Annotated in this window: 20 protein-coding genes; 6 read left to right on the forward strand and 14 right to left on the reverse strand. The window is 64.9% G+C overall.

Annotated features, from left to right (window positions below; translation table 11 throughout):
- The first annotated feature begins 103 nt into the window (after nucleotides 1–103).
- Nucleotides 104–1,180 (forward strand): maleylacetate reductase, encoded by a 1,077-nt coding sequence (locus GXN78_RS03865; protein ID WP_164255362.1) that lies wholly within the window; start codon nucleotides 104–106, stop codon nucleotides 1,178–1,180.
- On the opposite strand, the gene GXN78_RS03870 is transcribed toward GXN78_RS03865, so the two are convergent.
- The 3 genes from GXN78_RS03870 to GXN78_RS03880 all read right to left on the reverse strand — a co-directional run bounded on the left by GXN78_RS03870 (nucleotide 1,156) and on the right by GXN78_RS03880 (nucleotide 4,037).
- On the reverse strand, nucleotides 1,156–2,127 hold the full coding sequence (locus GXN78_RS03870) for a LysR family transcriptional regulator (RefSeq protein WP_106556854.1): 972 nt from the start codon (nucleotides 2,125–2,127) through the stop codon (nucleotides 1,156–1,158). The genes GXN78_RS03865 and GXN78_RS03870 overlap by 25 nt on opposite strands.
- Before the next feature lie 85 nt (nucleotides 2,128–2,212).
- On the reverse strand, nucleotides 2,213–3,034 hold the full coding sequence (locus tag GXN78_RS03875) for an alpha/beta hydrolase (RefSeq protein WP_106556853.1): 822 nt from the start codon (nucleotides 3,032–3,034) through the stop codon (nucleotides 2,213–2,215).
- An 82-nt stretch (nucleotides 3,035–3,116) separates the two neighbouring features.
- Nucleotides 3,117–4,037: a LysR substrate-binding domain-containing protein gene (locus GXN78_RS03880; RefSeq protein WP_106556852.1), complete on the reverse strand. Its 921-nt coding sequence runs from the start codon at nucleotides 4,035–4,037 to the stop codon at nucleotides 3,117–3,119.
- Nucleotides 4,038–4,142: 105 nt separating this feature from the next.
- Between GXN78_RS03880 and GXN78_RS03885 the strand changes: the two genes are divergently transcribed.
- Nucleotides 4,143–5,315 carry a pyridoxal-phosphate dependent enzyme gene (locus GXN78_RS03885; protein WP_106556851.1) on the forward strand — a complete coding sequence of 391 codons (1,173 nt, stop codon included), beginning with the start codon at nucleotides 4,143–4,145 and terminating at the stop codon, nucleotides 5,313–5,315.
- An 18-nt stretch (nucleotides 5,316–5,333) separates the two neighbouring features.
- On the forward strand, nucleotides 5,334–6,308 hold the full coding sequence (locus GXN78_RS03890) for a tripartite tricarboxylate transporter substrate-binding protein (protein ID WP_106556850.1): 975 nt from the start codon (nucleotides 5,334–5,336) through the stop codon (nucleotides 6,306–6,308).
- A gap of 296 nt (nucleotides 6,309–6,604) precedes the next feature.
- Here GXN78_RS03890 and GXN78_RS03895 read toward each other — a convergent pair whose 3' ends face one another.
- Nucleotides 6,605–7,279 carry a hypothetical protein gene (locus GXN78_RS03895; protein ID WP_106556849.1) on the reverse strand — a complete coding sequence of 225 codons (675 nt, stop codon included), beginning with the start codon at nucleotides 7,277–7,279 and terminating at the stop codon, nucleotides 6,605–6,607.
- A 216-nt stretch (nucleotides 7,280–7,495) separates the two neighbouring features.
- On the opposite strand from GXN78_RS03895, the gene GXN78_RS03900 reads away from it, so the two are divergent.
- Together GXN78_RS03900 and GXN78_RS03905 are read left to right on the forward strand one after the other, a co-directional pair.
- Nucleotides 7,496–7,978 (forward strand): hypothetical protein, encoded by a 483-nt coding sequence (locus GXN78_RS03900; RefSeq protein ID WP_106556848.1) that lies wholly within the window; start codon nucleotides 7,496–7,498, stop codon nucleotides 7,976–7,978.
- Between the two features lie 48 nt (nucleotides 7,979–8,026).
- Nucleotides 8,027–8,284, forward strand: a complete 258-nt coding sequence (locus GXN78_RS03905) for a hypothetical protein (protein WP_106556847.1) — start codon at nucleotides 8,027–8,029, stop codon at nucleotides 8,282–8,284.
- A gap of 179 nt (nucleotides 8,285–8,463) precedes the next feature.
- Here GXN78_RS03905 and GXN78_RS03910 read toward each other — a convergent pair whose 3' ends face one another.
- The 3 genes from GXN78_RS03910 to GXN78_RS03920 all read right to left on the reverse strand — a co-directional run bounded on the left by GXN78_RS03910 (nucleotide 8,464) and on the right by GXN78_RS03920 (nucleotide 9,881).
- On the reverse strand, nucleotides 8,464–8,652 hold the full coding sequence (locus GXN78_RS03910; RefSeq protein ID WP_106556846.1) for a hypothetical protein: 189 nt from the start codon (nucleotides 8,650–8,652) through the stop codon (nucleotides 8,464–8,466).
- Complete coding sequence (locus GXN78_RS03915; protein ID WP_106556845.1) at nucleotides 8,652–9,260, reverse strand: hypothetical protein; 609 nt, start codon at nucleotides 9,258–9,260, stop codon at nucleotides 8,652–8,654. Before GXN78_RS03915 ends, GXN78_RS03910 begins: the two co-directional genes overlap by 1 nt.
- A 132-nt stretch (nucleotides 9,261–9,392) precedes the next feature.
- Nucleotides 9,393–9,881 carry an HNH endonuclease signature motif containing protein gene (locus tag GXN78_RS03920; protein ID WP_106556844.1) on the reverse strand — a complete coding sequence of 163 codons (489 nt, stop codon included), beginning with the start codon at nucleotides 9,879–9,881 and terminating at the stop codon, nucleotides 9,393–9,395.
- 304 nt (nucleotides 9,882–10,185) lie between these two features.
- Between GXN78_RS03920 and GXN78_RS03925 the strand changes: the two genes are divergently transcribed.
- Nucleotides 10,186–10,404 carry a hypothetical protein gene (locus GXN78_RS03925; protein WP_146163044.1) on the forward strand — a complete coding sequence of 73 codons (219 nt, stop codon included), beginning with the start codon at nucleotides 10,186–10,188 and terminating at the stop codon, nucleotides 10,402–10,404.
- A gap of 156 nt (nucleotides 10,405–10,560) precedes the next feature.
- Here the strand turns inward: GXN78_RS03925 and GXN78_RS03930 are convergent, their stop codons facing one another.
- From GXN78_RS03930 to GXN78_RS03960, 7 genes are all read right to left on the reverse strand, one after another.
- Nucleotides 10,561–10,893 carry an ankyrin repeat domain-containing protein gene (locus tag GXN78_RS03930; RefSeq protein ID WP_106556843.1) on the reverse strand — a complete coding sequence of 111 codons (333 nt, stop codon included), beginning with the start codon at nucleotides 10,891–10,893 and terminating at the stop codon, nucleotides 10,561–10,563.
- Nucleotides 10,893–14,933 (reverse strand): RHS repeat-associated core domain-containing protein, encoded by a 4,041-nt coding sequence (locus GXN78_RS03935; protein ID WP_164255363.1) that lies wholly within the window; start codon nucleotides 14,931–14,933, stop codon nucleotides 10,893–10,895. The genes GXN78_RS03930 and GXN78_RS03935 overlap by 1 nt, the downstream gene beginning before the upstream one ends.
- A 606-nt stretch (nucleotides 14,934–15,539) precedes the next feature.
- Complete coding sequence (locus GXN78_RS03940; protein WP_146163043.1) at nucleotides 15,540–16,103, reverse strand: hypothetical protein; 564 nt, start codon at nucleotides 16,101–16,103, stop codon at nucleotides 15,540–15,542.
- A complete protein-coding gene (locus GXN78_RS03945; protein ID WP_106556840.1) occupies nucleotides 16,096–16,599 on the reverse strand; it encodes a hypothetical protein in 504 nt (167 codons plus the stop codon). Before GXN78_RS03945 ends, GXN78_RS03940 begins: the two co-directional genes overlap by 8 nt.
- A complete protein-coding gene (locus tag GXN78_RS03950) occupies nucleotides 16,599–16,823 on the reverse strand; it encodes a hypothetical protein (protein ID WP_106556839.1) in 225 nt (74 codons plus the stop codon). The genes GXN78_RS03945 and GXN78_RS03950 overlap by 1 nt, the downstream gene beginning before the upstream one ends.
- A 72-nt stretch (nucleotides 16,824–16,895) precedes the next feature.
- A complete protein-coding gene (locus GXN78_RS03955; protein WP_106556838.1) occupies nucleotides 16,896–19,079 on the reverse strand; it encodes a hypothetical protein in 2,184 nt (727 codons plus the stop codon).
- A 62-nt stretch (nucleotides 19,080–19,141) separates the two neighbouring features.
- The gene (locus tag GXN78_RS03960) at nucleotides 19,142–22,276 is read right to left on the reverse strand and encodes a phage tail protein (RefSeq protein ID WP_164255364.1); all 3,135 of its coding nucleotides are present in this window, start codon (nucleotides 22,274–22,276) and stop codon (nucleotides 19,142–19,144) included.
- Between the last annotated feature and the right edge of the window lie 53 nt (nucleotides 22,277–22,329).

The following is a 22,329-nucleotide window of genomic DNA, read 5'->3' on the forward strand; positions in this document are numbered from 1 at the left end:
CGCCGCGCGGGCGCGGACAGGGGCTCCAGCGGAAAACTGTTTTGCGCAAAGGCAGGCTCCGGGCCCTGGCGGCTCGCGGGGGCTTCGGCCTACCATCGGCGTCATGCGCTCCACCTCCTCCTTCGTTTACACCAGCCAGCCGCAGCGCGTGGTCTTCGGCGCCGGCAGCCTTGCCCACCTGGGCCGCGAGATCGAGGCGCTGGGCGCAAGGCGCGCCCTGGTGCTCTCGACGCCCGAGCAGCGCGCCCAGGCCGAGCGCGTGGCCGAGCTGCTCGGCCCCCAGGCCGCCGGCATCTTCGACCGGGCCGTCATGCATGTGCCGATCGAGACCGCCCGCGAGGCCCGTGAAGTCGCGCGCAAGCTCGACGCCGACTGCGCCGTGGCCATCGGCGGCGGCTCCACCACCGGCCTGGGCAAGGCCATCGCGCTGGACTCGGGCCTGCCCATCCTGGCCATTCCCACCACCTACGCCGGCAGCGAGATGACGCCCATCTACGGCCTGACCGAGGCCGGCCTCAAGAAAACCGGCAAGGACTTCCGGGTACTGCCGCGCACCGTGATCTACGACCCCGAGCTCTCGCGCACCCTGCCCGTGGGCCTGAGCGTGACCAGCGGCATCAACGCCATCGCCCATGCGGCCGAGGGCCTGTATGCGCAGGACAGCAACCCGGTGATGGACCTGATGGCCGAAGAAGGCATCGCCGCCATCGCGCGGGCGCTGCCGGCGATTCGGCGCAGCCCCGAGGACATCGAGGCGAGGTCCGATGCGCTCTACGGCGCCTGGCTGTGCGGCAGCGTGCTGGGCAACGTCGGCATGGCGCTGCACCACAAGCTGTGCCACACGCTGGGCGGCAGCTTCAACCTGCCGCATGCGGAGGTGCACACGGTGGTGCTGCCGCATGCGATCGCCTTCAATGCCGAGGCGGCGCCGGGCGCGATGCAGCGCATTGCAAGAGCCCTCGGCACGGCGGACGCGGCGCAGGGCCTGCAGGCGCTGGCGCGCGACAACGGCGCGCCGATTGCGCTGAAGGACATCGGCATGAAGGAGGCCGACCTGGACCGCGCCGCCGATCTCGCGGTGAGCAACCCTTACTGGAACCCGCGCCCCTTCGGCCCGGCCGAGCGCGGCGCCATCCGCGCGCTGCTGCAGCGCGCCTACGAGGGCGCGCCGCCGCGCTGATCAGCGCCCCCCTCCCCGCTCGCCACCGGATCGAAGCTGGTCCACTTGCGCTCGTAGTCCATGCGCTCGAAATGCGCGGCCAGGAAGTCGATGAAGGTGCGCACCTTCGCCGACATGTGCCGCCGGCTCTGGAAGGCGATATTGATGCGCAGGCGCGGCAAGTCCCAGTCGTCGAGCACCGGTATCAGGCGGCCGGCGACGATGTCCTCGTAGACGATGTACTTGGGCTGCACCAGGATGCCGAGGCCGTCGAGCGCGGCCGCGCGCAGCACCTGGCCGTCGTTGGACTCCAGCAGGCCCTTGACCTTGATCGTGCGCTGCTCCTCGCCGCGCCGGAAGGCGAGCGCGTCGGGGTTGTTGCTGTAGGTGTAGAGCAGCAGGTCGTGCGCGGCCAACTCCTCCACCGTGCGCGGCGCGCCGCGCCGGTCCAGGTAGCCTGGCGAGGCCGCGAGGACGCGGCGGGTCTCGGCCAGGCTGCGGATGGTGATGCCGGAGTCGCTTTCGTACTCGCGGGTGCGGATCGCCACGTCGATGTTGTTGTCGATCAGGTCGAGGTAGCGGTTGGCCGCCTCCACATGGACCGTGACCTTGGGATAGCGCTCGGTGTAGGCGCGCAGCAGCGGCGCGATGTGCTGCATCGCGAAGGACAGCGACGCGGTGACGCGCAGCGTGCCCATCGGGTCGAGCGCCGTCGCGTTGACGGTCGCGTCGGCGTCGCGCAGGTCGGCCAGGATGGTCTTGCACCGGCCGTAGTAGCTCTCGCCCATCTCGGTCAGGGCCAGGCGCCGCGTATTGCGCTGCACCAGCTGCGCGCCCAGCCGCGCCTCGAGCGAGGCCAGGTGGCGGCTGGCCGCGGCATTCGACAGGCCCACCGCCTCGGCGGCACGCGACAGGCTGCCGAGCTCCGCGGTCTGCACGAACAGTTCGATTTCGGTCCAGCGATCCATGTGTCTGCGTTGCCCGTTCCGGACCGGCATCTTAGGGTCTGCGCGTCCGGCGGGCTCCGGCGTCGTCAGGACCGCGCCCAGAGGCTCAGCCCTTGATGAAGGCCAGCAGGTCGGGGTTGATCACCTCGGGATGCGTGGCGCACATGCCGTGCGGCAGCCCCGGGTAGACCTTGAGCTGGGCGCCCTTCACGAGCTCGGCCGACAGCAGGGCCGAGGCGCCGATCGGGACGATCTGGTCGTCGTCGCCGTGCATGATCAAGGTCGGCACGTCGATCTTCTTGAGGTCCTCCGTGAAGTCGGTTTCCGAGAAGGCCTTGACGCAGTCATAGTGGGCCTTAATGCCGCCCATCATCCCCTGTAGCCACCAGTGCTGGCGAATGCCCTCGGAGATCTTGGCGCCCGGCCGGTTGTAGCCGTAGAAGGGCAAGGTGATGTCGCGATAGAACTCGGCGCGGTTGCCGGCGACGCCGGCACGGATGCCGTCGAACACGTCGATCGCCAGGCCGCCGGGATTGGCGGCGGTCTTCACCATGATCGGCGGCACGGCGCCGATCAGCACGGCCTTGGCCACGCGCCTGGAGCCGTGGCGCCCCAGGTAGCGGGCCACCTCGCCGCCGCCGGTGGAGTGGCCGACATGGATCGCATCCTCGAGGTCGAGCGCCGCGGTGAGTGCGGCCAGGTCGTCGGCGTAGGTGTCCATCTCGTTGCCGGTCCAGGTCTGCGTCGAGCGGCCGTGGCCGCGGCGGTCGTGCGCGATCACGCGATAGCCCTGGGCGAGGAAGAACAGCATCTGGTTGTCCCAGTCGTCGCCGGAGAGCGGCCAGCCGTGGGAGAACACGATGGGCTGGCCCTGGCCCCAGTCCTTGTAGTAGATGGTGGTGCCGTCCTGCGTGGTGATGGTGGGCATGATGAGGTTTCCTTGGGGTGGGTCGGAGCAGGGAGTGTGGTGAAAAGCCGCGAACCACGCAACGATCGACGCCTTCGACGGCTCAGCGCAGATAGCGCTGCAGCCGCTGCCCGTCCTCCGCGAGCTGCTGGCGCATGACGGACAGGAAGCCCCGGGCCATGGTCGACAGCACCTTGCCGGCGGGCAAGGCCAGCAGGCAGGCGAAGGGCACGTCGATCGAGAGCTTGCGCACGACCAGCCCGCGCTCGGCATAGTCGAGCGCGGTGATCGGATTGACCAGGCCGACACCCAGGCCTTGCAGGGCCATCTCGCAGACGCTGGCCGCGTAGGGCGTCTGCGCAGCCAGCCGCAAGGCGATGCCCTGCGATGCCATGGCCGCCTCGAGCCGGCGATGCGCCGGGTCTTCGGGATTCAGGGCAAGGAACGGAAGCTCCGCGAGCTGCTGGGGCTTGACGGTCTTGAAGCGCGCCAGCGCATGGCCCTGCGGCATCACGATCACGCCGGGCATCCGCGCGAAGGTCGAATGCTCGATGCCCTCCAGCGGCAGCTCGTCGGCCATGAGGCCGAAATCCGAGATGCCCATGGCCACGCGGTCGCGCACGTCCTTCGAGCTCAGTACCTGCAGCGACACCTGCGGCCATGCGCCTTCGCCGCGCTGTGCCTTCAGCCGCGCCAGTGCGCGCGGCATGAAGCCGAGTCCGAAGGCCGGATAGCAGCTGAGCTGGAGCTGGTTGACGCCGAAGTCGCGCAGGCTGCGCAACCGATGCTCGATGGCGTCCATGCCGATGAACACGCGCTCCACCTCGGTCCAGAGCGCATGCGCTTCCGGCGTGGGGACCAGCCGCGCGCCGATGCGCTCGAACAGCACCATGCCGGACTGGGTCTCCAGCCGCTTGAGCGACTGGCTGACGGCGGGCTGGGTCACCTGCAGCTGCGCCGCGGCCTTGCGCGTGGTGCCGCTGCGCATCAGCGCCCGGAAGGTTTCGATCTCGGTGAAGCGCATTGATAAGTTGTGTTATCGGATGAGTAGATGGGGCGCTTTCATTTTATTTGTCCGCGCCTAGGATGAGGACATCGATTCACGCAGCCACGAAAGCAAGCCCAAGCAATGAGCACCGCGCTTTGCGCCCACATGCAGCCGACCCGGCCGACCAGGAATCCGCTCCTGCGCGGCCTGCAATGCCTGCGCTGCAACGCCCCCTACCCGATCCGCCTGGCGCACGAGGGCTGCCCGGCCTGCCGCGCCGAGGGCGTGCACGTGAGCCTGCGCGCGAGCTACGGCTACGGCGCGGCCGACACGGCCGGCGCCTCGGTCCCGTTGATGCCGTACATGCAAGGCTTCACTCTGGGCGAAGGCGACACGCCGCTGCTGGCCTTGTCCGAGCTGGCGCGCCGCTTCGGCATCGCGCACCTCGCGCTCAAGGACGAGTCCTGCAATCCGACCGGCTCGCACAAGGATCGGATGACCGCCGTGGGCGTCTCGCAGGCGCTGGACTTCGGCGCCCACACGCTGGTGCTCGCCTCCTCGGGCAACGCCGCAGTCTCGGCGGCGCACTACGCGCAGCTCGCCGGCCTGACCTGCGAGGTCGCGACCTACGAAGACATGCCGGCTGCCTACGCGAAGGCGCTGGAGATCGCGGGCGCCCGGCGCTTCGCCTTCGCCGACAACGCCGGCCGCTGGGCCTTCGTGCGCGAGCGTGCGCAGCGCGCAGGCTTTTTCGCGCTCACCAACCACAGCCTGCCGGCGCTCGGCAGCGCGCCGCTCGCGATCGAGGGCTACAAGCCCATCGCCCACGAATGCCTGGAACAGGGCGGCCTGCCCGACCATGTGATCGTGCCGACGGCGCGCGGCGATCTGGCCTGGGGCCTCTTCGCCGGTTTTCGCGACCTGCTCGCCGCCGGCCGCATCGCGAAGCTGCCGCGCATCTGGGCCGTCGAGCCCTTCGCCCGGCTCTCGCGCGTGCTAGAGGGCGGCGCGCTGGAGGCCGACTATCCCGGACGCACCGCGCAGTTCTCCACCGCCGGCGCCACGGTGACCTTCCTCCAATGGCAGGCGGTGGTGGCCAGCGGCGGCGGCGCGGTGGTGGTGGGCGACGACGAGGCCCGTGCGGCCCGGCGCCTGCTCACGCAGGCGGGCGTCAGCGCGGAGCTTTGCGCGGCGTCCGGCCTGGGCGCACTGCAACGCCTGCGGGAGCGCGGCGCGATCGCCGGTGGCGACCACGTGGTGCTGATGCTCACCGCCGATGCCTCGCGCGATCCGAGCTGGCCCGACCCTGTCTAAGAGCTTCAAGGAGTCTTCATGTCACCGATGCATCGCCGCACCTTCCTGAGCGCGGCCGCGCTGATGGCCGCCGCGCCAAGAGCCTGGGCCGCCTTTCCCGACCGGCCGATCAAGCTGATCGTGCCCTGGGCTGCCGGCGGCAGCACCGATGCCATCGCACGCGCCATCGCGCAAGGCATGAGCGGCGCGATGGGGGTTTCCGTCGTCGTGGACAACCGGCCCGGCGCCGCCGGGCAGATCGGCACGGAGGCAGCCGCCCGCGCCGCGCCGGATGGCTACACGACCGCCATCGTGGAGCTCCCGCATGCCATCGCGCCGGCGATGATGACCCGCCTGCCCTACGACCTGCTGCGCGACTTCACGCCGGTGACGATGATCGGCACCTCGCCGCTGGTCTTCTTCGGCGGCACCGGGGCCGATGCGAAGGACTTCAGGAGCTTCATGAAGGCAGCGGCTGCCGCTGCCTCGCCGCCGGCCATCGCGCACAGCGGCGCCGGCACCGTCAGCCATCTCGCCGCCGAACTGCTGGCCACGCGCAGCGGGATCCGCTTCAACATGGTGCCGTACCGCGGCTCGGCGCCCGCGCTCAACGACGTGGCGGCCGGCCTGGTGGCCGGCCACTTCGCGACGCTCGCCAGCGGCGCCAGCCTGCTCGCGTCCGGCAAGATCCGCGCCCTGGCCGTGGCCAGCCCGCGGCGCGTACCGATGCCGGCGTTGAAGGACGTGCCCACGCTGGCGGAGGCCGGCATCAAGGGCGTCGAGATCGACCAGTGGTGGGCCATGGTGGCGCCGGCCACCACGCCGCTCGAGGTGGTGGAGCACCTGCGCAAGGAGGCCGCGGCGGCCCTGGCGCAGCCGGTGGTCAAGGAGCGGCTGTCGGCACTGGCCGTGGACCTGAAGTCCTCCAGCAGCGGCGAGTTGCGCAGTTTCATGCGCGCGGAGGCCGAGCGCTGGCAGAAGGTGGCGAAGGAGATTGGGTTGCAGCCGCAGTAGTGGTGGGCTGTCGCTGCGTCCGCCGCCCGCGGCACGAAGGCAGTGCCATGAAGCCGTGCGGGGTGGCCCATAAAAAAACCGGTCAGCGATTGCTGACCGGTTTTTTCTTTCTGTCGTTTGGTCGGTGTGAAAGGATTCGAACCTTCGACCCCTTGCACCCCATGAGGTGGTCAGGATTGGGCTAAGTACTTGTCGCATAAGCGCATTTGCTTCGGTCGCCTGACAAACCGAATCGCCGAAAATGATAGAAATCGGCATGGCTGTCCGAGGGAGGTACGTGCGTTTGTCAGGCCCTACTAGCCCCGGGAAATGCGAATGGAAGCCCACTGATCGACGCCCATTTCCTCCAACGACGGTGCCGCCCGCATAGGGTCGGCAACCATGTACGGCGTCCCCGCGACAACCGCGAAGCCGGCCCTGCCGTAGTAGACGCGAAGCTTCTTCAGGGCCTGATGAAACTCGGTGTCGAACAGGTCTAGGCGCAGCCGGACGAAGGCAGGCTTGCCCTTGTTCTCCTCGGGAGTACCGCCCTCGAACTGCAGCGGGAAGGGCTTCATCACCACGATCCCGCATCCCATGCTGAACTGCATCCGCAGCCATCGAAGCACGCGCAGTCCGACGGCCTGGCCACGGAATTTGGGCAGCACCTCAAGGCGGTCCAGGATCAGCATGCCAGGTGCCCAGCGGTCTTCGCCGCCCAACGCCTTGAGCACCCTGGGTTTGAAATCAAGGTCTGCCGCGTACAGGCTGAAGTAGTCGATGGTCTTGGAGCTGAAGTCGAAGACGTCGAAAACCGACTCACGTTCGTTCACGGCAGATTCGACGTCGATGATGATGACGGAGAAGTTGCCCGCCTTCACCTTCCTCTCCCCGTCCGTGTAGAGGTAGATCTTGCCGTCGATGAACTTGATGAAGCGCGCGGGTTCGTCGTCCTCGACGGCGAGCTCGAGGTGGAATTTCAGTGCAAGCATCAGGACCCTTCTCAAAGGGCCGCGAGTCTAGGCAGGGGAACGTCGCACGCCAATCCTGACCCCTTGGAGCAAGGGTGGATGGTGATGCCGATGGATCGCCCCGCCGTGGTCGGTCGTTTGTCACGTTCGGCGGTTCTTCGGAGCGATCGCTGCTGCCCACGGAACCGTTGCTCGCCCTACCATCTGGGCCGCATTTAACAATAGAGCGAGGGAAGCATGAGACGACTGATTCTGCTGGCGATCGTTGCAGCGGCGAGCGGCGCACAGGCCGCCGGGTGGGATTATCAAAGTGACACTGACAAGATGAGTGGCAAAAAGAACACCGAGGCGCAGGTCCAGAGTGACAACCGGCTCAACTTTGGGTTTCCGTACAACGGGTCGAATGGGGGGCACCTGGTTGTCCGCCAACACCCACAGTACGGACTCGACGTCACCGTGGGAATCGACCAGGGGCAGATGCTCTGCAACACCATGGAATGCAGGGTGACGGTCAAGTTCGACGACGCCGCGCCCGTGGCGTTCGGGGGGAGCCCCCCTGCCGACCACAGCAGCACTGCAATCTTCCTGAGCAACGCCAGCCGATTCATCGCAAGCGCCAAGAAGGCGAAGAAGATCCTGATTCAGTTCACGGCGTACCAGAACGGTAACCCCGTGCTCGAGTTCAGCACACCTCAGCCGCTCGACTGGCCACGGAAGTGATCCGACGCAAACTGCGCCACGCCCTCGAAAAAACCCACTGACGACATCATGACGATTTTTCTCTATTGCCTCACCCTGCTCGCCTCTCTTGCTGCCGGCGGCACCCTTTTCCTTACCTTTGCTTCTTCTGGCTCAGCACCGCAACAGGCGGCGGGCGCCGCCATGGCAGTAGCCATCGCGATCATTCCCTACGTGTTCAGCCGTTGCGTCCAAATCTGCGTGAGCGAGAACAACAGGCGCAACGAGAATCAGCGCCTCCTGGACAGGCTGGATTCGCTTGAGCGGGCGATCTCGGGTAAGGCTTGACGCCTCTCGGGGAAGAATCGGGAAGGACGAACTCCTAAGGATAGCCGCTACCGCGGTTCGAACACTGGGGCTGATGCCGAGCCTGTAGCTCCTTGGCAATGTCGAAGGGCACGGCGCTGGAGCCGACGCTCGTGGGACTCAGGGAGCGCGGAGCCCGATGCCCTGGTCAGCGGACACGTTCAATTGTCGACGTCGAGGCCGTGATCCTGGATGAACTGGTCCACCTCAGCCTTGGTTGGCTTGGGTGAATTGAGAACATCAGCTTCCTCGTGAATCCGCTTTCGGAGTTGCCGGTTCTTCGGCGGTGGATCTTCACTTTGCGCATCGAGAATGACCCCCTCAAGGATCAACTCGTGTTTGGCGTCCATCACTGTGCTCGTGCCGGTGCCATCTGAACATCGGCCTCGAGCAGCGTATCCATCACCCGTGCAGCCTCAGCCTCACCCAGTTCAGCGGTCAGCACCGTGCGCAGCCGCCTGTTCGCATTTTCGAAGATGGAATCAACTTCCGCAGACTGTCGGCGCAGCACATCTGCCGGCTGACCATGCTGCATCAGGACGTTTTTCACTTGCACTTTGAGCGTGCTGTCTCGCCGCTTGATGAAATTAGCAACCTTCATAGATGCGCTCCTAAGCAAGACGACCTGATAGAGACCCCAGACGAAACCTAGTACGACGCCCGTGTTGAGCAGAACATGCACCCAAATCGCCGTCGTGAATGCAATACAACTATCCCGCGGCGAAGTAATCTTTGTCTGATCAGGCCATGTCGCCCATGACGAACCCGTAAAAAATTGTATCCAAAAATGCCAGTGCTCAAGCCGATCATCGTCCGCTTTTCGTGTGGTTTCATCCAGCGATAGGCGTACTACCGTGCAGTCCTCAAGTACTAGTAGCCCAAAAAACAACGCGATCGCAAGCCCGCCCAACAACATGTACGGTATGAGCTTCCTATCTAGCTTGGGGCTTTGAGCCATTTACGTACTCCAGGCGCGAGCCTCGCAAGAACCATACCGAGCAAGTGGTTTTGTAGTTACTTTGTCTTACCATCATCAGTGCAGCCATCCGTACTAACCCTGCGCCTCAGGCTGGAGCCGTCTTCATGAAGCTCAATGACCTGATCGCCCTGCTGCGCCGGGGCTGGAGCCCGCGGCCCGATCAGCCACCGGCCGCTGAGAAGCGTGGATGACTTGCTCGACGGCTCGCTGCGAAGACCGGCAAGGCCGTCTATCGCGGGATCGGTTCCCGGGTCGTGCGCTCGGCGATTGGCGCTCGAGTTGCCGATCGCTGTCGGCGTTCCACGACGGCTTTCTAGGCGATGGTGCTGCGCTCTCCGCGATGCCAGCCACGCGCTCGAGTTCAACGAGGGTCGAATAATCAAACGCCGAAAGCCCCGCACAGGCTTTGTCGGCGTGGCGCCGGTGGTTGCAGCGACGGCAGGCTGCGACGATATTGCCCTTCCGATCGGTGCCACCGTCCTGGCGCGCACACAGGTGCTCCGCGGTGGCATCGCGGCCCATGGGCTGGCGGCAGTAGATGCATCGGCCCCGCTGGGCCTGGATCGCTGAAGTACGGTATTTCTGAAGTCGGCTCTTCATATCGAGGACCTCCAAAGGTTGAACCTGGGATCCCCGATGGCCATCACGGCTCAGAGCGGGCACCGGCGCACGCGCTATCCGGCGGTGTGCAGCCGTCGCGGCTTGCACGGTCGGGCGATCAAACCCGAGCCGCGCCAAATCTATCGGCTCGGCGCACCGAAGTCAATGGCGAGTCTGGTAGCCTCTGCAGTTCGGCGAGCGTCGCGCGGCACTTTTTCCAAGCGCCTGCACGGCCGCTACAAAGCGCCAGCGAGGCCTAGCATTTGATGGTAGGCGCCGAAGAAGCAGAGCCAACAAGTCACTCATGTTCTACAACACTCGCGCTACTTACACGCGCCTGAAGGCCAAGTGCCTGCTGTGTTCTGTGCATTTCATTGTTTGCACCTTGCAGCCAGAACGCCATAGCGCGGCGACTCTTTTCTGCCCGGAATGCGGCCAGCATGAAGGCGCATTCATGCTGTGGTCCGAAGATGTTGTTGGCGGCATTGCCCAAGAGGTCCCCGGCAACGCAACCCCAACGTAGCGTAGTCGGCGTGAAGCCATCGGCGCGACGATCCACAGTGTTGGCGCGCCATGTACGCCCATCCCTTTTCTGCTGTGATGTCCTGATACGACGACTCTTACGTGCGTCCCCCAGGACCAGGCAATAGCCGCGAACTCATGAGCCGACGAAATCTGCTCAGGGACTATTTGCGTCCTTGCCAAGCTCATTTGTAAGACTGGCCGAAGCACCCCGGTCGATCAAGAGCCTTGCGACGGCCTCATGTGCACCTCTACGCGCATAGTGCAGAGGAGTGTTTCCGAGATCGCCTCGCAGATTTGCGTCCATGCCGGCGTCGAGAAGTAGCGCTACTGCTTGTAGATCACCACGTCCAGCCGCAATGTGCAAACAAGAGTCGCCCTCTGGTGTCCGATATGCGAGTGGATCAATCAACTGCAGAGGATCCTCGGCCTCATAGTTAATCAAGTCGCTAAATGCGGCTTCAAGATAACGCTTTTCAATTGAGTCCATTAGTCACATCCTCCGCACTTCTGACGGATTCGGTCTTTGAGTTTATCGATGCCATTCATTCGCTGGCGAATGGCTTCATCATGTCGACCTGGCAGCCACTTCGCATCCCAGGCCTGCATTCCTGCCACAACGTCTTGCTCGCGCTTCAAGAGCCATTTCAGCCGTTCGCACTCGTTTTGGTCCGGTGGAGGGGTCTCCAGTGAACGCTTCTTGTAAGCATCATGCTCTATTTGAGCCGCGGGGTCATCCACTCGGCCAGCCAAGTAGAGACCCGCACCAGCTAGTGCCCCGGGAGCAATCCAGGTCAGCAAGTCTGCAGCTACGCCACCGATGCAAATCGGGTTGGGGCCTAATGCACAAGCTGCTTCGGCCGGATTGGGTACGAGGCCCTTCGAATCAGTGAATTCCAGTGGATTGCCGTGTGCATACCCTGATCGATTCCACCCACCATCGAGCCCGCTAGGATCGGGCTGCGTGTAGCGCCCGGTGCTCGGGCTATAGCTGCGGAAGTAGTTGTAGAACAACCCACTTTCCTTATCCGCCGTCTGCCCCGGATACCGCAGGTTGAACTCGAAGTCCCCAGATGTATGCGCCACGTTCGCGAACTTCCGGCCCTCCACCGTCGGCTGCGCGTCCCCGAAGGCCGAGTAGGTCCATTGCCAGGCCAGCGCGCCGTTCCACTCCGTGAGGCTCCTCGGCGTATTCAGGTGATCGGCGTGGATGGCATAGCGCGACGTGGCCGAGATCGTCATGACCGGGATCGGGCCGGTGGATGTCGGCATCCAGAGGTAGAACGCCTCGCCGCTGCTGTTCGCCCCGCCCGTGCCGCTCTCGCCCAGCAGCGTGCCGTCCTCGTCGTAGGCGTAGAAGAAGCCGAGGTTCTCTGCAGGCGCTGCCGCCGGGTTCCACAGGCTGGTGAAGAAGGCGATCAACGACGCCATGAAGCCCTGGTCGCTCTCGTCGCCTTCGGCCGGCGGGTACAGCGGCTCGGTCTTGAAGACCCGCTGGCCGAGCGCGTTGTGCACATAGCGCGTGGTCGGGGAGGCATCGGTGGCGCCCGTGGTCACGGCGCTGAGGCGCCCCTCTGCGTCGTAGCTGAAGCTGCGCAGGCCATCGCTGGTGAGGTCGCCGTTGGCGTTGTAGCCGTAGCTGACGGCAGTGTTGGCGCCGCCCACGCTTTGGGTGAAGCCGGTGAGCCGGTTGCCCAGGCCGGCCACGGTGTAGCTGCGGCTGGTGGTCTGCGCCCCCATCGTCTGCGTGCTGCTCAGGCGGTTGCCATTGGCGTCGTAGCCGAAGCCGGCGCTGTTGTCCGGCGCGTTGAAGCTGGTGACTCGCCCTGCGGCGTCGTAGCCGACGCTCCAGGTGACGGGCGCGATGCTCACGGGGGTGTTGGGATCGGCCGGGTTGTCCGGCTTGGCAAGCTGCTGGGTCAGCGAGTACACCCGGCCGGCCGCGTCATAGGCGTACTCCAACAGGGTCTGACCGCCGGCGGTGACCCGGGTCAGCCGGCCCGCGGTGTCGTAGCTTCGGCTCGTACCCACATCCGCGGCGCTCTGGCCGAAGAAACTGGTTCCGAAGGCCCAGGTCCAGCCCGTGGGCTGGCCCATGGGGTTCCAGGTGATGTTGGTGAGCTGCGGAACGCCGCGGAAGTTGATCTGCACCAGCCTGCCAGTCCCGTCGTAGAGGTACTGGGTGGGATATCCCCCAGGATTGGTCATCGACTCGCGCAGACCCTGGGCGTTGTAGCTGTACCCGATGCTGCCGCTGACGCCGTTGGGGAAGACCTGGGTCTTCTGCACCACGCGACCGAAGGCATCGCGCTTGTAGCTGGTGATGCCTGAACGGTCCTGCATCTCGGAGAGGTAGCCCTTGCTGGCGTTGGGTGCGCCGCTCGCGTTGTAGCTGCTGCCGCTGAGGTCGTAGCGCAGGTAAGTCGACTTGCCGTCGGCAAAGCTCAGCTGCGTCGGGCGGCCGAGGGCATCGCGCTGGATCTGGGTGGCCTGGCCCAGGGCGTCGACGATCTGGCTGGGCAAGCCCAGGGCGTCGTACTGGGTGCTGCGCGGGCCGGCGTCGGCGCTGCTCTCGGCGGTGGCGTTGCCCTGGGCATCGCGGCCGTAGCTGGTCACCGCGCCCTTGAAGTCGCTGGCGCTGGTCACGGCATCGAGGGCATTCCAGGCCAGGCCGGCCGTGGCGTTGGCAGCGTTGGTGATGGTCTTGATCCGGCGCAAGGGGTCCAGGCCGTACTGGGTGCTCTGGTTCAGGCCGTTGGTCTCGGTGGTGAGTTCGCCGTTGGCGTCGTAGGCGAAGCTGTTGGTCTCGTTGGGGCCGTCGGTCTTGGCGGAGAGGCGGTTGAGGTTGTTGATGGTGCGCGCGGTGGTCCAGGCGATGGTGCCGGCGCTGTTCTTGATTTGCTCGCCCACCCGATTGCCCATCGCGTCGAGCGTGTAGGTGCCGGATTCGCCGCGGTTGTTGCTCCAGCCGGTGAGGCGGTGGGCGGCGTCGTAGGTGTAGCTCAGGACCAGGCCGGTGGGGAGCGTCAGGGTGTCGACCAGGCCGGTGGGCTTGTAGGTCAGGGTGGTGGTGTGCTGGCCGCCGACGGTGCGGGTGAGCAGGCGGTCGCGGGCGTCGTAGGCGTAGGTGGTGACCAGGCCGTTGGGGGCGGTGGTGCTGATGACGCGGTTGGCGGTGTCGTAGCTGTAGAGGGTTTCGTGGCCCAGGACATTCACTGCTTTGGTCAGGTTGCCGAGGGTGTCGTACTCGAAGGTGGTGACGGCGCCGTTGGGGGCGGTCTCGGTGGCGGCCAGGCCTTGGGGGTTCCAGGTCCACTGCCAGGTGCGGGTGGTGTTGGGGGAGGAAGCCGTGTCGGTGACGGCACGCGAAAGGACGTTGCCTTTGTCGTCGTAGGTGTAGGCGGTGGTGCGGCCGGACTCGGTCACCAGCACCGGCAGCGAGAAGGTGGCGTGCCATTGCGTCGTGACAGTCTGGGACTCGGGAGTGCCGACTGCACGGGTCACCGACAGCGGCAGGCGACGTGCGACATCCCACGTCGTATCGGTCTTGATGCTCTTGAAGTCGGTCTCGCTGGTGATCAGGCCGTTGGCGTCCTGCACCCGAGAGGCCGCATCGGACTCCCCAGTGCCGGAAGGCAGAGAGCCGCCCGTGACGGCCAGCTTGCCCTTCGTGGCGCTGTAGCTGAAGCTGCGGCTGGTGCTCAGCGGGTCGATGACGGTCGCGGTGCCCGCGGCGGGATAGCTCACCTGGTAGCGATTCACCGCTCCGGCCAACTCGGTGCTGGTCGCCCGGCCCTGTGCGTCGTAGACAAAAGTGCCCCAGCGAGCGCCGCTCTCGTCGAAGATGCCGGTGAGGGCCTGAGGAAAGGATGCGTTCTCGTAGGCGAAGCTGCGGGTCTTGCCATCAGGGTACGTGACGACAGAGAGGCGACCCGCGCTGTCGTAGGCATAGCCGATCACGCGGGCATCGGAGGTGGTGACCGTGGTCAGTTGGCCGCTGCCGTTGTACGCAAGGACCAGACTGCGACCGAAGCCATTGCCGATGGTGGCGAGTTGGCCGAGCGCGTTGTAGGCATAGGTATGGGTCCAGCCATTGCGCGCCGAAGCCGACAGCAGCTTGCCCGACGCGTCGAAAGTCAGGGTGCTGTTGTCATCGGCACGGCGGTAGGACCAGCCTCCACCTGTGATCTGCAGCAGCGTATCGGCGCTGTTGGTGGCGGACCAGTTCGAACTGCCCGCTGGCAGCACGAAGGTGCGCACGTAGCCTTCGGCGCTGGTGATGGTGACGGCATTGGGGGTGGTGCTCGGCGTGGCCTTGAGAACACTCCCGTGGTTGTGCGTCCAGACCTGTCCCAAGCCCGTGGTGGCGTGCGACGGATCAGACGCCCAGGTACTGCGGTAAGTGCGCGCAAACGACAGGGCATCGGGGCCGCTGCCGGCATAGTCGAGTTCGTCGCGGTACTTCTCACCGGTGGATGGAAGGATGGGTTGTCCGGCGCCATAGCCCGACGGCGCACCGCGCTGGCACATGCTGCCCTTGGATGACGAAGCGAGCAAAGGATCTGCGGGGGCAAGCAGACAGGATGTTTGGAAGCCGTCCTCTTGAGAGCCAAAGTTGCATTGGCAGCCACCGGTCACCGAAGTGCTGTTGGGAGGACAGCTTGCAATCGGTGACCTGATGGTATTTGAATAGTTGGCGGAGTTGTTCGGCCCGTAAGAGAACTGGCAGAGATACCAACCGGGGTTGAAGCTGTCAGGCGTCAGTGTCACGGCAGAACCGCCAAAAGCAGCGCGCATCTGCTCGCACACATTCTCAAGCGACGGGCCGGAATACTCACCGTTGCCGCCGCCGACATACGTGTAAGTAGGGGGCACGAGCGCAAGCGCCTGACCAGCAATCATCAACAGGCCAAGCGCAACGGCCATGAAATGACGATGCAAGAAGCCGAGCCCATTTGACGGTGTCATGAATTCCTCCCGATCTCGATGACTTGTTGGTGGCGCGGACCATAGCCGCGCATTACATATTGTAACAGAGGAGAAAGTTCCAACCATCTGCACAGCTCAGCGAACCAGCCACCCCTCCCAACAGCTCAAAGCTCCGGGGCCTTGTTGTTTCAACGCAGTACACGTTGATCAGCGCCCAGACTGCTCTGCGATCTTGCGCACCGCATCGCCGCTGACCTTGCTGCCGCGGCTCGAGCCCACGAAATAGGCGATGGCAGTCAGCAGCACGCCGTCGATCGTGCCAAAGGCGCGCGTGACAAGAGCTCGAGTGAATTCGTCAGCGGGCATCGCGCCGTAGATGAATAGCAGGAACTGGCCCACGTAGGCGATGAAGGCCAGGAAGAAGATCACCTGCGGCATGTAGTCGCCGGTGTGCACTTGTCGCGCTCGCGCATCCTGCACGTCGCGCAGGTAGGCGTCCTTCGATGCCTGATTGATCTTGAGCACGTCGATGTCGAGCTCGCGCATGCGGATGGCCAGCGCGTTCGCAGCCTGCTTGATGGCGACGATTTGCTCCGGGCCCAGCCGGCCGGTGAACAGCGCGGCAGCCAGGTCGCCCTCAGTGGCGTCTCGGTTGCCCAACAGGGCGGCGCCCAGTTCCGCCACGGCAGCGCCCACTAGCGGGCCGCCGAGAGCGGTCCCAAGCACCGGCGCTATGCCGGCTACGAGTTTCTTCCAGTCGAAGTCAGCCATGGAGGACTCCTAGAGCGCGGCACGCGGCCGCATGGTTGCCCGGCCACTTCTCCGGATGCGGCTTGCCAGGCTTCCATGTGCGCTCGGCGTAGAGTTCCCAGGCCGCATCGACATCGTCGAGCGCCGGCAGCGGCCTCGGGTCTGAGAAAAGCAGCAGCCGGGCGAAGCCGCAGGCCAGCAGGTCGTCTGTCTCCAGCTTTGCCCAGATGGTCGCTGAGTCCCAATCCACACCGCGCTCGGCGCACAGCCGGTGCGCGTGGCCGGTGGTGGCGTGGTGGTTCATCACGCCCTTGACCCCGCCGCCTCGCTCGAATTGCCAGAGGCCGCGCGCGGGCCCCTTCCCCCCGCCGTTGAGCACCTGCGCGCGGTGCTCGAACTCCGATTCCTGCAGCCCGATCGCGAGCATGAGCACGCGCGCCTTGGGCGTGTCCATGGCGAGCGGCAGCTGCGCGAGGCCCGGATTCAGGATCTGGACGATGACTTGGTCAAGGTTCATCACAGATCCCCCGGCTTGGTGAAGTAACCCCGGGCCCGGCGCTTGAGCTTCTGACCCCAATCGGTTTCCTCCCTCCACCACTTGCGCAGTAGGTAGAGGATCTGCAGCACGCCCAGCGTGATCGCGATAGCCGTCGTCAGGCTAAGTTGCTGCCACCAGGCCACAACGCTTGCGGGCGCCTGATAGACGATGTTTGCTGCGATGTCCTTGATTTCTTGTTTCATCCGTTGGCGCCTTTCATGCGGGCAAAGAAAAACCCGCCGTAGCGGGTTGGATGGTTTGGATGAGCGCGCGCATCACCCGACCTCTAGCGACGTGAGTTCCGCGAGCCAATAGACCGTGTGCCCCGCGGTGCCGGTCACATTGATCTGAACCACGTCGTTCGTATCGTCTGCAGCGATGGCGAGCGTGTACCCGGTAGCGCCTCCATCACTGCCGACGTTCGTGACCGTCGGAGTGCCAACGATGGATGTGGTCGTGCCGACGCGCTTTGCGATGAACGAAACATCCCAGGCCGACACCGACCCGTCGCTGCGCATGCCGATGACTTGGCCGCGCACCTTGAACGACAGGGCGCTCGGAAGATTCAGCTGGTTCGCCGTGCTCGGCGTCGAGCCATCGGCCGTCAGGGCCGTTGTGGTGCCATCGCTGGTGGTGCGGAAAAGCACAACCGACCGCCTTTGGGCGTCACCGGTGGCGGTGCGCCGCCCAGGAGCGAAGGCGTCAGCCCCGCGCACGCCGCGCGCAGTAGCAAACTGCCCGAACGCCCTGGAGCCCACGCCATCTGCCGTGCTGGTGAAGCCGCCAGCCTCCGAATAGTCGGCGCTGGCCGTGCAAGTGCTGCCATAGGCAAGCGTGTAGTTGGCGCTCGCGACGCAGTTGAGGCCGCCCGGGATGGTCGAATAGCTGCCGCTTGCAGTGTTCCCGCCACCGCCCCCGATTACAGATCGGCTGCCGGCCCCGTTGGCTGCGTTGCCATCACCGCCGGAGACGGTTCCATAGTTCTGAAGCGAAGTGTTGTTTCGACCGCCGCCAATCACGGCATTCGTTCCGGAGGCTACTTGCGCGGCTGCGGATCGTTCGGTCTGAAAGTCAACGGCCCGGGTTCCCCGCTTATTGCCGCCGGGCGTCCCGCTGTCCGGCACATTGGCCAGGATGGAGCCAGTCCCCTTGGCCGCGATCACGGCGTCCACGTTCGTTGCAGCGTTCGTCGCCGTGAAGGACACGGCCGGCACGACGTTGTTAGGTGCGGCCGTGCTCACGGCCTCAGTCCAGTTGGTCAGCGAGCCGCCGCCGGCCGGCGCATACACATAGGCTTGATAGTTCGTACCGTCCGAGACGATCACCGCCCATTGGCCTGTCGTCAGAACGAGAGTCGCCACCCCGTCGATGGTCGAAGTGGTCGGCGTGATCGTCAGCGTGCCGGCGCCCTTGTTCTTCACGCGCATGAACCAGCCAGAGCCGAAAGTCGAGGTAGCCTGAGGCAGGGTGCCGGCGATTGCCGAGGCGTTGCTGTGCGTGACCAGTTTCCCGCGATCGCCCGTCACGTAGGTGTACGTGGTGCCGGTCTGGGCATTCACCAGCGTGCTCGCGCGAATGGTTCCGGTCGCAGTGATCGGCGATCCGCTCGCAGTCTCAACGCCGCCGGATGCATCGACGCTGGTTACCGTGCCCGATCCACCACCAGCCGACAACTGCGCAAAGGCAAGCGATGTGCTTCCGACCGTGATCGGGGCATTCGTGGTGCAGGTCCATTGCGTGTCGGCAAGAGTCGAGCCCTCGCTAACGTAGACCGTGGCGTTGACAAGCTCCGCTCCTGTATTGGCATCGGTCGCACGAGTCGGAGCGCCTGATGCGTTGACCGTGTAGATGCCGTTCTCATACGTCGTTGCTTGGTCCTTCAGCAAAATCCGGTCACCGGTCGCCAGTGTCACGCCGTCGATGGCGTCGCCGTTTTCAAAGCTAGAGGCGAGCGTCCCATTCGCCGTCGTCGCGGCTCGAACCGCCTTCTTCCAACTCAGCCCCTGTACCAGGTTGTCGACGTAGCTCTTGACGGCATGCTGGGTCGGTACGTTGACGCTGCTGTCAGCGGCGAGCGTGGTGTCGTTGTCTGTCGTGATCGAGGTGACCCCGACGAACTCGCGATAGTCTGTGGCGCTCGTGATCGTCGAAGCACCCGTGGCGATCAGGTACAGGCGCCAATAGTTCGTCGCGTCGTTCCAGTTGGTGAGGCTGGTTGAGACACTGACGGCACCTGTCGATCGGTTGGCAACGACGTAGTTCGTCGTGCTGCTCGTGAGCGCCACAGTCCCATCGGCGATGGAGTTGCCAAAGCCGCGCCCGCCGTAGTAGCCCCAGGTCAGCCCTGAGGTAGCCGGCGCGCGCTTGCCGTACATGCCGGCCGGCGACACCGCGTCGAAGTTCTCGTTCAGCTGCTGGAAGACGTTGGTATTGGCGGTGAGGTTCTGGAGTATGGTCATTGCTTTCGCCCATGAAAAAAGCCGCCAGGGTTAGGGGCGGCCTTCGATGAGGTGTGGGTTTCTTAGACGGTGGCCTGCAGTTCGTGTCCGCGGCCGACGGCGTCGCTGACCTGATAAACGCGCACATTCAGCGTGGTCTGGTTCGAACCGAAGTCGGCGATCTGCTCGGCGCTCGTATAGACGCCGGAGGCGGCGAACACAGAGAGCACGCGCTTGATCGTGGTGAAAGTGCCGTCGCTGTAGATCACGATGTCATAGCGCTCGACCGACTCCCCGAGTGGGATCACGCCCGTGGCCAGCACGTTGTCGACCAGACGCGAGCGCCGGCCCCAAGTCAACGTGATGTTGTTGCTTGAGATGCTCTTGCGCAGATCGACAGGGCTGAAAGGCTTGAGGCCCTCCGCGGTGTTCGCATAGGAGATGGGGAAGGCCGACTCAGCGCTCCGGCCCTTGGACCGAGCCTTATATATCTTGGTCTGGCCGATCGAACCGGGATCAAGGTTCGGGCGCAGTGTGCCGGCCAGGCCGATCAGGATGAACCTGTCCGCGACCTGATGCAGCCCGGTAGCCCATTCGGTGCCGCGCAGGCCGCGCAGCAGCCCGGACAGAATGTACAGGCCGCTGCCCAGGCTGTCAGCGCGCTGGAACTTGATGATCTCCCAGCGGCCATTGGCGCCCACCGCTGCAACGTTCGAAGTGCCGGCGAGCAGGACATCGCGCGTGATGCTGGAGAGCGCGCCCTCCCCGATGTTGACCGTCACCAGGTTGACCTCGTCGACGACGTTGCGAGTGAAGTTGCCGAGCGCGGTCTGCGTGGAGCCGATGACCGACTCGTTGCTGACCGTGCCGACCGACTCCAGCAAGTTGACGGAGTTGCCCATGAGCAGCTCGGCACCGGTCCAGCCGGCGCCACGGCTTTCCATGACCGCATACAGGCCGGCATTGTTGTCTGCGTCCTGCATGATGGGCCCGTCCAGGATCTCCAGCGCGGTCGGAGGCGGCAGCGGGTCAACGCCCTGGCGCACGTAGCCGCTCCCGCCCGTGGCGAGTTGCGTGAACAGTTCGGCGTCGCCCGGCTCGAGCGTCTGCTCAATGATGGTGCCGGTGTCGGTCTGGCTCATCACACGCCAGAGCCTGAACGTGCCTCGCGGGTATTCGTAGGTGCCGCCATCGCCCGGGCTCATGAAGGCGAACTTGCGCGACAGCTTGACGCTTCGGGTGTTCTGCTGGCGCCAGCGAGCGAACAGCACCATCTGCGCCACGCGAGCCGCGCGGTCTGAGTTCGTTGCGATCGGCAGTTCGATCAGCATGTCCTCGTTGGATTCGGTGACCTGGCGGATGGCCGTCTCGGTTGCCGTCTGGTAGTCGAAATCCTGATTGATGTAGCTGACCGAGACGCTGCGAGGGAGGTCGATCTCCTGCGTGCGGCTCAGCGGCATAGGGTCAGGCGACTGCGATGCATCTTCCGACTGCCCGAGCTCGCTGTACCGGATCGTCGCTTCCGAGGTGATGTCCTCGTACTTCTTGAACTTGATCAGCCCGTCTTCGTCGACTATGTAGATCGCGAATGCCGTGAGCAGCGGGTCGATGTTGCTCCGAGCGCTCGCCGGGTTCTGGATCTTGTAGCCGTGGATCGTGTCCCCGTCAGGAACGCCAGTCACGTCGTAGCGGTCCTCGCCAGCACGCTCGCACTGGTCAGCGATGATGTCCTTGACGCGCACATCCGAGATGCTGATCGCCGGCCGCACAACCTCATACTTCCGATCAGCCGACGAGGGTCCGACGACCGACATGTTCCCATCGGTGTAGAAGTTCGCGCTCGCGCTCGCGAACTGCTGCAGGATGTCGGCGGTGTAGATCAGCTCCCACGCCGAATCGGTCACTCGGAAGAAGCGCGAATCAACACCATTGGTCGTCGGCACGCTCACGAACACACCCTGGCTCGAGCAGAAGATCGCGGCTTGCGCGAACACGGCCGAGACACCCAATGCGGGGCCGACTACCGGGACCGCCAGCACTGCGCCGGTGGTCGCGTGCCGGGTCTCCATCTGGAGGTTTCCGCCGGCCACGGTGACGACGTAGACGACATCGTTGTAAATGCCAACCGGCCCAACGGTCGTACCAGTCACTGCATCGCAAGTGATGATCGTGCCGTCGTCGATCACCGCGGGCTTGGTTTGCAGGTCAGCTGTGCCGCCGCCCAGCATGACGTACTTTTCGCTCTGCGGGTCGTAGGCAGCCGTTGCATAGGGACTGCTCAAGAAGGGATAGTCCAGCGTTCCCTTCGTGTAGGTGAAGATGGGCGTTTGCGTGCCCTCGTTCAGATCGATGATGTCGATGTACGTGTCCATCTCGTTCGCGTCGGTGCGCGTTCGGATGACGCTCGGGCTCGGCGTGCCGGGGCATGGGATCGGAACGAATGTCGTCAGGGAGCCGACTTCGCAGAACAGGAGCGGGATCGTCCGCTCCAGAGTCATGGCCGCGCCCGAATGGCTGAAGTACACCTCCAGTTCACCATTGCCGTCCGAGTTGGCATCGGTGTAGTTGGTGTGCCACACCGCGCCTTTGATGTACTGGCCGTGATAACTGGTGACCCCGGCCGGCGCGTCGGCGAGCTCGTTGACCTCGATCACAGTCTCAGAGCTGGTCGACAGCACGAACGAGAACTGAGGCACCCGGCCGCCAGGGCACTCGATGGCCTTCATGGAGATCGAGACAACACCACGGTAGGCTGGCACCGTGCCCGGGCCGCCCTGATAGATCTCTTCGACCGGATCAGGCAACTGGTCAGAGTGGCCCTGGTACAGCGTGAAGAACGCGAACAGGTTTTCTTCGCTGGCCAGGGCTGTCGCGACCGGAAGGCCTGACCGCGCGTCCCACTTGAGTTTCCCGTCCTGGAAGATCTGCACGATCGACACGATGGAGCCATCGCGCGGAGTCTCCTGCAAGACGACCCGCATATGCACGAAGTAGCGATAGTCGGTGTGCTCTGCGCCGCCGCCTTTGCCGACCTCGGTCGTGCTCTCGGTCTCGATCTTGTCGGTTGACCAGACCACGTTTCCGCCGATGCGTTCGGTCCCGTGCATTTGCGGGATGCCGGCGCCGTATGTGCTGACCTGCACCTTGAGATCGTCGATCCGCGGGCCTTCGGTCTTCTCCTTGGGCGTGAGCAGTCCGCCGACCAGCGAGCCGACCACGAAGCCGAGCTGCGGATAGCCAAAGAATGACCCGACGATGCCGCCGACCAGGC

Source organism: Variovorax sp. WS11, from assembly GCF_010499245.1.
Taxonomy (GTDB): Bacteria; Pseudomonadota; Gammaproteobacteria; order Burkholderiales; family Burkholderiaceae_C; genus Variovorax.